Below are 11,919 nucleotides of genomic sequence, written 5' to 3' on the forward strand. Positions count from 1 at the left end.
TTTAATTTCTTTTTAATTCATCTAAAATCTTGCTCTTTTTAAGCTTTAGCTGCCTCGGGTTTAGCTCAAGATATTGCATGTCTTTAAAATTTCTTATTATTTCAATTAATCTGTATTTAAAATGTTCTATTTTGTATTTTTTGAGCAGCTCAAAGTATTTTTTAAAATTCACATCTGTAAAACACAATAAAGTCATGATGTCGATCCTGTCTTTTCCGCCCTTAACTGATTTTTCCCTGTCAATTTCTGCGCCTTGCTTCAGTATAAGCAAAACTTCAGGAATTACAACATTAAAGTTCTCTACTTTTGTGGAATAGCTCTTAATATCTTCCACAGGAATCGCCAATTTTGAGAAAAAAGGGGCATAAATATCAACATCAATCTCTTCAAAGCTTATTTCATATTTTTTAAGATTGTCATTCTTTTTCAGATTATAATTTTCCTTCAGGTATTCCAATTGCTTCAAATCTGTTAATGCTATATCGAGGTCTTTTGATTTATGCAGCCTTGTCCATAGATAAGCAGCCCAGCCGCCAATGACTATAAATTTGAATGGCTTTTTATTTAATTCAACAAGAATGTTCCAGCTCTTTTCCGTCAATAAGCTATTCCAGAATTCCATTTAACCGCTTCTCCAGGGCTTTTAAAAACTCCTTCGCATACCATTCTTTTAAATTCCACAAATCAGCAAATAACTGGGCTGTTGTTGAGCTTTTGCCATATTTATCTATGGCGTTGTCTTTTTTTAACACAAATAAGTTGGGGCTGTTGATGTTTTTTGGAAATCTTTTTTCAATTTCTTCATCGCCATAAACATAAACTTCTGAATAATCAGCAGGGACATCCTTGAATTTAAACTTATAGGCAGAATATGCACCATATACAATATTGTTGGGCATCTCAGATTCTATTTGGGTAACGGGCTTGTTGACCCGTGTTTTATATATTATATCTTTTTCGAAATTCCGTATACTTGCCCAATAATATAAAATCTTTTTTAAATCAATAATACGAAAACCTCTTAGCCGGATATCTACTGAATTCATCTTTACCAGCGGCTTTAAGGCAAGATTTACTGTGCTTAATGAGATCATCAAATTTTTTGATAGTTCGGACTGCGTAAAATTGTACTTTTTCTTTTCCATAAACTGGTACAACATTTCCCTGTATACGAATTCGATCTTTTTCACGATTTAAATTAAAAAGTCTTTATTTATAAATCTTTCGATTTTATAAGAAAGATATTTAAGTTAGATCATAGTAACTTAAAGTTACTATATAGAAACTAACAGTATGAGTGAGCTTTCGCTTTTTGGTGAAAGGTATAAAAGTAATCGATAGAGTGTATAATTTACCAATCTTCCCAGGAAGATGTTTAAGGGATTTTTTATATTTATAGCTCCATTTCGATTTCTTTAAGGAATTTTTGCAAAAATAGCCTGAGCCTTGCTGCAAAATCTTCAAACTCTTCTTTTTTCAATTCCTGAACTATTAAGTGCTTTACTTCATCATAAGAAAAATCAATATTGCCGGTTTTTTCCCTGATTAGTATGAGGCTCTCCTTGTATTTTCCATAATATTTGGTTGCGAAAGCTATTTTTTCTTTTGCCTCTTCTGCCAAATCTTCCGGTTTTATCTTGAATCTTTGATAAATAAAAAAAAGATCAATGGCATCTCTTGATTTTTTGGCTTTTCTTGTAACTAAAGAGCGTATCTTTTCTGCTGCAATTTCTTTGATATCATAAGCAAGAAGCTCCCTTTTTTCATAAAAAACAATAAGCTCCTGAAAGTAAATCTTTTCCTCGCTTCTTAGGCTCTCTTTTATCAGGGAGAGCGTTTCCCTTGATTTTACTTCAAACTTAATTTTTTCCAGAAAGTTAATTTGCAGCTTTATGAAAGAAAAGGCGCCTGTAAAAACCGACTCGTACCAGACTTTAAATGTAACAAGCTTGTTATTGCTCCCTATCTCCACATATTTTCGGTCAGCCTTATCAAAAACAAAATTTAAGCCAATAGCTTCAAGCTGTTTTCCAAGATCATTTATCTTCTCCTTGCAAAGTTTCTTTATCTGGTTTGTAGATTTGTTCTCCAATAATTTTTGATTTGCAAACGTAAAATCCAAATCTTCCGAAAATCTGAAATAATCAAAATAGATTTTTGCCAGGCAGGTTCCCCCTTTGAAAATGTACTCCTCAAGATTTAATTTTGATAAAAGCACATTCAGGTAAAAATCCTTTTCAATAAGCTCAAGAGAGGCTGTTCTTGCCTTCTCGCTGATAAACAGCAGAAATTCCCTCAGCTTAGTTTTGCTTATTTCCATTGTAAAATCTGATTCGCCCTCTTTTCTGTTGTACTGAAAAAAGTTGAAAATTTCTCATTTTCAACTTTTTTGGCATATTGGAAATTAAGTTATAAATAGGAAATTTTTTACTTAATTTCCAATAATCTGCCGTATCTGGGCAGATATTTTAAAAATATTTGCTTGCTGAATTTATATTCCTTCAGGTCAATGCCCCTTTTTAAGTAAATGAAGTCCAATAATGTTTTTTCCAGATCGCTGTAATTTAAAAAAAGCTTATTTGAAGTTTTTATCCTTTTAAGCCCAAAAAAAAGGGAGGGCTTTACTTTAATGAAAAGAAAGCTTGTGCCGGCAATTTTCATAGGCTTGAGCCTGTTAAACTTGTCATTGATAACATAGTTTACTGGAAAGACTTCATGTGTAAGATTCAGGAATTTTAATGCTGAATTCAGCCCAAAATACCATTTTACTCCCTTAAGCTTCAACCCTGCTGACAATAATTCATACGGAGAGTATCCGATTCCATTGAGCTTTTTTTCTTCATAGCTTTTAAGGTAGTATATCCCCCTGAAGATAGTTGCCAGGTAGCCTTTGTTCAGCAAAAGTTTTCTTAAAGAGAGCCTGTTAAACCCGTACTTATCGGCAAGGCTGTCTAAATCTCTTCTTAGTATAATCTTGCTTTTCATCTCTCTTAAGGCAATCTCTGTTTTTTTCATATTACATTTCCACCTTTTAGTTGAAATATGATATACTATTTAAATGTTTTGTTTTACTTTAAATCAGAACTATATGAAATTATGTTTACCAATCTTCCCAGGAAGTTGTTGTGCCGCCAGTGGTTGTTGTGCCTGTTTCTGCACCTGTAAGCACTACTCCGCTTGATTCGGGTATTGCGTTGCATGTATTGGAGATATCGCCTGATTCAAAGACAATGCAGATTGTATCATAATAACTAAAGCTGTACTTTGTGATTATTGCGTCTCCGGTTAGAGAGAATGATTCGCCTTCATTAAGGGATTTTGTTTCGTTAAAGATTGGCTTGTTAAAATTCGAGCTGCTGACATAAATGTTGAACTTTGTATCATCTTCAACTGCCTTGACATAAGCGGATATTTTATATAAGTACTGGAATGCATTCTGCGTTATGTTTATTGTTGCATTTTCAAAAGGAACAGCAGGAGACCTTTCTGCGGATACTGTAGCTGCTGCCTGGAAAACTCCCGGTGCAGTTTCAACCATTGCAACATTTGACGGAACTGATTCAATGCTTGACTTGCATATCTCGCTTGTCCAGTATTCTGTGCCTAGATAGGCGCTTGCAAAGAGCTTGTCAACATTCTCTCTCCATTCATTCAGCTGATCATCACCCCAGATCAATGATGAGAATCCCGACAACCCGGAGAATTTTGTGAGAGCAAAGTCAAGGCGGCCAAAGAAGTCGCGCACTGCTCTCTGATTTTGAGCTGTATCTGCTTCTGCCATTATTTCGGCTTTCTTTTTATCATCCCCACAATTGCCTTTACAGTCCGTGGCTTTTCCATTTTCAAAAGTTACAACAGCAACACCTGACGGGATAGTGCTAACTCTTCCTGTAGTATCAACAACACCATTCAAATCAATATTATTCAAATTTGCTCCGCTAACATAAAAATACTGCGTTCCAGGAGCTCCGCTGAATATAAGGTTAGATGTATCTGCATATATATCGGCATATTTCGTATAACTTATCATTGCAGCAGTTTCAACACCATCTTCAGTATAATAAGAATAGTCATAATTTATTTTTCCGATTTCTTTGCCTGCGACATCTGTAATTGTCCCTGTATGTGATGTGTGGGTTGTTTTCTTATCAGGATATTTATCTTTTTCTTTTTGAGTTTTTAATTTATTGTAATCATCAACGCTGATTGAATTGCCTTGAGCATCATAATAGCGGGTCTCGAATATTTCTGTTATTGAAATATGACTATTTGCATTTGAATTGTCTGTTGTCACTCGCCTTATTGGCGTTGTTCCATCGCTGGCCATAAACGTAACTGTTGATTTCTCATCAGTTTGACCGCCATGGGTTATAGTTGCTGTTCTTAAATTAGTTCCGTCTTTATTTATTACGCTTAATGTATCAGTACCAGTAGCTGTTACGATATCGCCCGCCGCCGTATTTACTCCAAGACTGCTATAAACACCAGGAGTCATAGTAGCCATGACCATACTACTGCCTTCCCAGGTCATTATAACAACAGACCCTGCTGTGAAACTCTTGTCTTTATCATTAAATTTGTAGTTTTCTGTTACTGTTGTGGCGGTTCCATATTTTGTGACTTTTATAACTGTTCCATCATTTGCAACTGGATTCCAGTTACTGCCATCATATTGCCAATAGTTTCCATCAGTTGTTTTCATTACAGGCGTTACTCCATCTGAAGAAACATAACCTGCGTCAGAAGCCCCAACATGACCAGCCGTAAATGTATTAATGTTTTCAGTTTTTTTAGCTTCTGCGTTTAGAATAGTTGACCTCTCTTTTGCAGCTATTTGTGTAGCATAAACTGTTGTATCGCCCCCTACTATCATGTAGCCAATAACTTTATTAGCATTATCTTTAACTTCTTTGACATCATAAGTTGGTGATTTCGCTGTTGCGCCTTCAGTAGTTGTCAAACCAGGTATGTACACGTTTTTATAAGCAGCACTTAATTGCTCATCAGTTAAACCTGAATCATGGTTTGATTTTTTAAAGTCTGCTTCTGATATCAGTGTTGTTGTTTTTACTATTACTGCCTCTGGCGCTACTTGTGTTTGTATATCTGATTTTTCGTTTATCGATTCTGAAGCTGCCTGATAAGTGGGCTGTAAAAAATTAGCCAACCTAACATCTCCTTTTTTATAGGATTCCCATTCAGACCATCCCGTACCGCCATCAGTACTATATTTTATGTTGTCATTATTGCTATATGTACCTGCGTCAGATGTATCCACTAGTTTTTGAACTCCTTCTTTGAAATCTAAGTATTTTAATGTAGTACTATCTGAATACTCTTTGTTATCTTTACTGTACAACCATTTTCCGTCAGAACTCCATTTATAATAACCTTCCATATAAGTCCATCCCCTGCCTCCAGTAAACCCAATAGCTGCATCATATCGAATAATTATTTTATCAGTCCCGATAACATTACTTAAACTAACCAGCCAGAGTAACAATACAACTGCAACCACCGCCGATATTGTCTTTTTCATTTTTTTAAGCTATACATCGCCCTTCCGATCTCCCTGATTTCGCTTGGTTTAAGTTTTGACAAGTCTATCAAATTTTCAGGTATATCTGGATGCACGTCTTTATAATCTTTGTTAATGGAGATTATATTTTGAAATCTGTTTCTCAGATTTTGCTCTGTCCTTAAGTATGAAGAGACCATGTTAAGGGCATCAATTGCAACTTCTCTTGTGGCTATTCCATCATCTTTCTCAAAAGCATAAAAATAAAATAAGGGCATAAATGCAGCAGGCCCCAGTGTTCCATGATGCAACCTAAATCCAATTGCACACAAATCTTTTGTCTTATCACCGGTGCCCCTTTCTGATTCATCTATTATGAAGTGATAGACTGCCTCCCATATGTTGTCTTCTATAAACTGATTTGCTACGATATTTATAAACTCATCTTTGCCTCTTGCTAGTTTGCTTGTTCTTTCATAAAGTTCCAGAAAGTCTGGTTTTATAAATTCTTTGTAGAAAAGTTCATCAAAACTCCCTTTTTCTTTCAATAATATGTCAGGCGTGTCTAGCAATGACCATGCTCCATCACCTATCGCCATATAACCGCTTAAATCGTGTACAATGACTCTCTGTTCAGCATCGTAACAAACGGGAAGTAAGGCTGCTGCATTTGTTTTGGGGCTTCTTAAAATAATGTGAGTGTAGCTGACTAATTTATCTTCAATTGTCAAACTCTTTTCTTTTTTCTCTATGATAGTTCCAAAAACAACCTGTGGGCTATCGTTATGTTTTGTTTTAATACGGGTTACAAATAAGTATTCGCCAAAGTCAGCCAGATACATGTTGATATCTTCTAAGCTCTTTGCATTCATTCCAAGATTATTTGTCGAATATAGCAGGTCTGTAATTATTTCATCATGGCGTTTTGTGCGCTTTTCGGATATTTCATCAATACTTTCTTTCTGAAGCTCTGCAATTTTTTTTAGCAACTCATCATGCTCCTGCTGATTCATGACATATTTTCTTTGCATTTCCTGGCCAAGTTTAGTTTTTAATTCTTCCCCCTTCAATGCCGTTGGGACCAAGGATAGAACAATTCCAAAACATAAGGCACTTATGGTCTTTCTTTGCAAATTTGATGTTTTTATTGTTTCATTCATTTTATCTCAAATCTCCTTGCAATAATCCTTGTCTGTCAGCTTCCATCCTTTGCCAATTGACTTGAAATCTTGTATAATATCGCCTATTAATGAAAGTGTGTCAGTTATTGTACAAAACATATAACCTGGGCCTGAAGTTCCGACTAATGGCTTACAATACCACGCTGCAAGTGTCCCTAATAAACTCAGCGGATCAGACAGCATATCCTTAATCATGCCCATATAATAATCAAACATTGCAGTGTAGGGAAATACCTTAAAGATTTCTCCTACAAAATACTTGCATGTTTCCTGGCTTTGGACTGCATCACAAGCGGAAATTGGAATTCCCTGCGGCACTTCATTCTTTAGGCAGTCTATGTACTGGCATTTTATCTGCCTGTATTTTTCAAGGTTATATATGATGCCAGGAACGCAGAATGTCAGCATACTCAATACAATGCTGTCTTTAGGATTCATATAGCCTCCAGGGTCTCTGCCTGTAAATTGCCCTTCATAGCTAAGGGGAGTTTTTCCAGTCCAATCATGAAGAAAATCGCCACCCATTTTTCCAATTATGTTCTCGCTTGTCCACTTTTGATATTGTCCAATAATATTTTTATCGCCATAATAAAGATTGCAGGAAACGAATTTGCAAAAGCCATCCAATAGATCCGCCGCGCCTTTTAAACCAGTTGATGAAATCTCGGTTGTTGCATCAGTTTTTGCCTTTATTATACTGGTGACGCCTATAGGAATAAAAGACAGAGCAGTTGTGATCTTGCCAAGAGCTTCCAATAGCGCTTTTAACTTTCCGAATGTATACAGCAATCCGCAGATCTTCTCCGCATAATAAAGAAATTTCTTCAATGTGCTTATCCATTTATTGCCCACAATCCAGTTGTCTTTTTCTTTCTTTATTTTATCCTCAATGTTCTGCCCGAATTCGCCAAGATCGCTTTTATAGAAATTCACAGCCAAGCTCAGATTCTCAACTTCAGGGTAGCCGGCTATTGTATTGCCGACCTGCGACATTATGTTAAGCGAACAGTTATAGGTTAGCTCTGTAAGATTGTCTGCTGTTGCTGCAAACTGCAGTAAAACATAAGGGTTTGTGCTCTGCTCTGCGTTTATCAGCGAAGGAGTTTCAGACAAATAATTTGTATCGCCAGCGCAGCTTCCCAGCTCCATGCTAAGAATCTGCGCATCTGGGTTTAAAGCAGTCAAAGGAATGCTGAAGTACATCCTCTGCTCGATAAGGTCCATCACGCCCAAGTCAAGCGCATAAGGCATTGCCACTACATCTCCGACTTCCCAGTAATTCGGAGAAGTTTCATTGCCAACAGCAAGAATAACAATCGGGTAAGAATAAAGCAATGAATTTCCAAAGGGATCTGAAAAATTAAATTTCAAATAAGCTGACAAATAGCCAGATGCAACTGCTGAAGTCTGCCATGAGCAGCTCCATTTTGAGCTTCCTAAATCAACACATGCGCCCGGCTCAGCTTCCCCTAAGCCGATGCCTGAAAAATTAGCATTTGCATTTAAATCCTTGTCTTCTGTTACATTAACAACAATAGTCAATAAATCCCCTGATTTTGTATAGTTATGGCTGCCCAAGGCATCATAGGATGATGCAATTATTGAATCAAGCGAAGGCGTTAATAAGTCTGCTTTTACTGTTCCATAAGTAAGGCCAGTGTAAGCATTGCCTGACCTGTCCTTTAAATCGCCGTAGATCAATATCTTGCCTTCAGCATTGTTTGCGAGCGTTGAAGTTATATTGTACCAATAGCAATTCCATGTTGATCCGGATACTGTGCAGTTGTTTGATTTTACAGACGCCCCCCCACCAATAGCGCTTAAGTCAAGATAAACAGCATCAATGCCGGACTCTGCTTCTGTTATTGTAACCTTCAATGTATTATAGCCGGAAACAACATAGCTCGTGCTGTTATGCATATTGGTTGTCCCAATGAATGTTACATCAGGAGCAGTATTATCAATCCCAAAAGTATATGTTATCTGCTCTGTCTTTGCATTGCCTGCGCCATCAACTGCTGTTACATTTATGACCTTAGTTGAATTTGCCGTTACAATCCTGCTGTTCCAATAGCATGTGAATGGCCCTGGCCCAGTGCAGCTGTCTGCTGTAACTGACGCAGCATAGCTTGGATTTATTTTCGACAAGTCAGCTGAAACAGTTGGAACTGTTCCTGAATCATCATTAACATCAACTGAGATGGTTGCTGAAATTCCTGCAGCAGGGATATAATAAACTGAAACATCATTGCTTTTTATTGCGAATGATGCTGCGTCAATCGTAGGCGCGCTTAAATCAACAGATAATGTCTTGCATGAAGCAGATGATGAAAAATTAAATTTGTCATAAGCAGTTATGCAGACTGAAACATCGCTGCTTGCTGCTGCCAGCTGCGAGGAATTAACGCCGAATGCGCCTGAAACAGCGCATAATGATGAATTCAGGATTATTTTCTGCAAAAACGCATTATTGCCGTAAACATCAATATTGTTTATCCCTGAGCATTTTCCGGAGCATGTTGAATCGGCGCATGCCGTGTCATTTATAGAATAAGAAAAAGAAACATTTGCTATTCCGACAGATGTCTGTGCTGCGCCAAAAGAGGAAATAATTGGAACTTGGTTGTCCACTGTTATCTGGGAAGCTTGTGTTGCCTGCGAAACATTAGCATCATTCCATAAATAAAGCGTTACAGTGTAGCTTTTCGGAGTTATCGGGAATTGTGTGGAAGAGTAGCTGCATTGGAACAGCCCGCCGCCTACATTAACACAATTTGAAAAATTGTCAGTTCCAAACCTGACCTGATTCGGGGTTATATCAGAATCTCCGTCAAGATCTGCCTGGGCGGTTATTAATGTTTTGTCATCTTGTCTTCTATATCCATTAACGCCATCCTTGCCGCTTATTGTATAAACAGAAAAGCTTGTTGCAATTGCATTTGCGCTGTAAACAGGGATGAGAATAATCAAAGCTATCATAAAAAGGGCAATCGAAACAATTTTCTTATTCAACATTTTATTTTTTACTCCCTGCTGAAAAGCGGCTCTAATTCAGGCCTTCTGTATTGCGCGCTATAATCAGATGTTTTGCCCATCTGCTCCAGATCCTCAATGTGCCTGAAGCTGTAAGGATCTGCCTGCACTATATAAAATGTCACAAGATTGCTGCTGTCAAGCGAAGCAGCATTCACATTCCACAGCCCTGTTTCATTATTGAGCATAAGGCCGCCTGCTGTTACGCCGTCTTCTGCTTTGAACTTAACTTCAGGGATCGTATATTCAATATCGTCATGAAATAATCCTCCGCTTTCCTTTCTTGTTTCCTTCGGTATTGTTATTGCATCGTATAATATATCGTTGACTGTAACTTCATATTTCCCCGGAATCAGGCTTATCTCAAATGTTTCACTGATGTTTTTTCTAAACTCAGATGCCTGCACAAAATCAACATCATATGCAGAATTAACTCTGCTGAGCACCAGGCTTGAAATTTCTTTATCCGACAGGCTTAAAGGATTTGTATTCAGCACCCAATCTCCGGCTGCATTTTTCCTAAGCACTTTCTTCTTTATTGTAAAGTTCAATGTCCTATAAGGCTCCATGGATATTTTAACTGCTTTGTCTTCATTAAGTTTTGTATCCAAAGCAGACAGAGGAGAGTAATAATTCTCTTTCGCAAATGAAACAAGCCCGCCTGTGCAAATAGGAAACTTTGCATTTAATATTCCGTTCTCATCTGTGCTTCCGATAAAGCATGCATTTTCACCGCAGCCATAGCTTATCTGGGCATCTTTCAAGGCGGCTTTTGTTTTTGCATCTGTAATATTCATCGTTATATTGCCCGAATTTCTCTGATTTTGATTGCAGAAAAGCGACTTGCCAACATCTTCCTGTTTTTGCGCCGTATAGCTTTCGTTGAATGCTGCATTATTTCTTATATTCGCTTCAAGAGCTATCCAGAAAGTATAGCCTCTTTTATTCAGGTCATTCGGGCTTTTGATTTCAACAACAACAGGGTAAGAAACATCATAGTAGAACTCATACTGCTGCATTCCGAAATTGAAGCTTTTAAAGCTGGTTGATGCTGATGCCGGAGTTATAAGCTCGCCTTCGCTGTTTATGTCAAAGTAAATCGGCCAGCCAAGGTAATTGAATCTGAATGAAAGGCCATTTGAAATTTCAGGAAGCACAACTTTATTGTAAAGCGCATCCTGATAGCCGCTGCCTGTTGTTATTCTTTTATAAGCCAGTGATTTATTGACCTGCATTAAAGGAATATAAGCCATTAGAATTCCTTCGATCTTGTTTTTTGTTTCTGTTTTTGTCCAATATGTGCTTGGGCCAAAATCAAACCTGTACTCAGATATTGTAGGAAGCTTTGACCTGTCAACATCTGAGAACGCTGAAATAAGATTCATCGTGTATCTCTCAAGATATCCGAAAACAGGCTCCATCAATGCCAAATTCATCGCAGCATCATAAACATTTTTTAAATTTACAGGGACTTTGGCATTAAAATGCTGCATTGCATTTGTTGTTTGCTTCTTGATTGTAAGAGGGTAATCAACTGCGATAATGACCTGGTCTGTTATCAGCACTTTTGCATCTGCATTGGCAGTCGGCGTTATTGTAAATTCCGGGCTGAATGTTTTGTAATTATTTAGGCATTTTGGGAGTTCCCTGTTCACATATCTTTCAATCTGGGCTTTTATTGAAGTGCTGCCTTCCTCAAGAGGAGGAATCTTGCCAAAGCTGAATCGGCAGTTGCCGGAGCATGCATTCGGAGAGGTCATATAATACCAGTAAGGGATCTTGAAATTGCTGCCAGGAGAAAAGGCAACTGCATCTGATTCTGTCGGGTTGTTTGTCATTATGAAATATTGCGTATTAAGCAAATAAGAATCATCTAAGCTGATATAGCCGCCATGCTTTCCTATTTCCACAACAGCCTCTTCACCCAGCTTTGCAATGCACGATTCAGTGAATGTCCTTATTGGCTCAAGCTCTGCAGGAATCTGGTCTATAGTCGGCTTGAATTCTTGTTTTTTTTGTCCGACAAAAATAAGAATCCCTGCTGCAATGACGATGATCAGGCCGATTATTATAAATACTGTTATCTGGGCCTTTCTGCCTGAAAAACCTCTTTTAATGGGCATTTTTAGTATTAGCGATAACCTTTAAGATCACTATATATAGTTTTCGGTTTTGGCTGGCTTTGAT

Annotated in this window: 8 protein-coding genes; all 8 read right to left on the reverse strand. The window is 37.5% G+C overall.

The features are described from left to right. Position 1 precedes the first annotated feature (1 nt). Positions 2 to 622, reverse strand: a complete 621-nt coding sequence (locus HYU07_00615) for a hypothetical protein (protein MBI2128718.1) — start codon at positions 620 to 622, stop codon at positions 2 to 4. Beyond that, positions 606 to 1,190, reverse strand: coding sequence for a hypothetical protein (locus tag HYU07_00620; protein MBI2128719.1), 585 nt, complete (start codon positions 1,188 to 1,190; stop codon positions 606 to 608). Before HYU07_00620 ends, HYU07_00615 begins: the two co-directional genes overlap by 17 nt. 203 nt (positions 1,191 to 1,393) lie before the next feature. Continuing rightward, the gene (locus HYU07_00625; protein MBI2128720.1) at positions 1,394 to 2,320 is read right to left on the reverse strand and encodes a nucleotidyl transferase AbiEii/AbiGii toxin family protein; all 927 of its coding nucleotides are present in this window, start codon (positions 2,318 to 2,320) and stop codon (positions 1,394 to 1,396) included. Between the two features lie 107 nt (positions 2,321 to 2,427). Then, a complete protein-coding gene (locus HYU07_00630) occupies positions 2,428 to 3,015 on the reverse strand; it encodes a hypothetical protein (GenBank protein MBI2128721.1) in 588 nt (195 codons plus the stop codon). 85 nt (positions 3,016 to 3,100) lie between these two features. After that, positions 3,101 to 5,539 carry a hypothetical protein gene (locus HYU07_00635; GenBank protein ID MBI2128722.1) on the reverse strand — a complete coding sequence of 813 codons (2,439 nt, stop codon included), beginning with the start codon at positions 5,537 to 5,539 and terminating at the stop codon, positions 3,101 to 3,103. Then, on the reverse strand, positions 5,536 to 6,678 hold the full coding sequence (locus tag HYU07_00640) for a hypothetical protein (GenBank protein ID MBI2128723.1): 1,143 nt from the start codon (positions 6,676 to 6,678) through the stop codon (positions 5,536 to 5,538). The genes HYU07_00635 and HYU07_00640 overlap by 4 nt, the downstream gene beginning before the upstream one ends. Before the next feature lie 6 nt (positions 6,679 to 6,684). Beyond that, positions 6,685 to 9,714: a hypothetical protein gene (locus HYU07_00645; protein ID MBI2128724.1), complete on the reverse strand. Its 3,030-nt coding sequence runs from the start codon at positions 9,712 to 9,714 to the stop codon at positions 6,685 to 6,687. An 8-nt stretch (positions 9,715 to 9,722) separates the two neighbouring features. After that, positions 9,723 to 11,855, reverse strand: a complete 2,133-nt coding sequence (locus HYU07_00650; protein ID MBI2128725.1) for a hypothetical protein — start codon at positions 11,853 to 11,855, stop codon at positions 9,723 to 9,725. Positions 11,856 to 11,919 lie beyond the last annotated feature (64 nt).

Source organism: Candidatus Woesearchaeota archaeon (assembly GCA_016180285.1).
Classification (GTDB): domain Archaea; phylum Nanobdellota; class Nanobdellia; order Woesearchaeales; family JACPBO01; genus JACPBO01.

What these genes read in the sequence shown, in the direction of transcription:
- HYU07_00630 (MBI2128721.1), bottom strand. Translation starts at nt 3,015, where the DNA reads ATGAAAAAAACAGAGATTGCCTTAAGAGAGATGAAAAGCAAGATTATA.
- HYU07_00635 (MBI2128722.1), bottom strand. Translation starts at nt 5,539, where the DNA reads ATGAAAAAGACAATATCGGCGGTGGTTGCAGTTGTATTGTTACTCTGG.
- HYU07_00650 (MBI2128725.1), bottom strand. Translation starts at nt 11,855, where the DNA reads ATGCCCATTAAAAGAGGTTTTTCAGGCAGAAAGGCCCAGATAACAGTA.
- HYU07_00640 (MBI2128723.1), bottom strand. Translation starts at nt 6,678, where the DNA reads ATGAATGAAACAATAAAAACATCAAATTTGCAAAGAAAGACCATAAGT.
- HYU07_00615 (MBI2128718.1), bottom strand. Translation starts at nt 622, where the DNA reads ATGGAATTCTGGAATAGCTTATTGACGGAAAAGAGCTGGAACATTCTT.
- HYU07_00645 (MBI2128724.1), bottom strand. Translation starts at nt 9,714, where the DNA reads ATGTTGAATAAGAAAATTGTTTCGATTGCCCTTTTTATGATAGCTTTG.
- HYU07_00625 (MBI2128720.1), bottom strand. Translation starts at nt 2,320, where the DNA reads ATGGAAATAAGCAAAACTAAGCTGAGGGAATTTCTGCTGTTTATCAGC.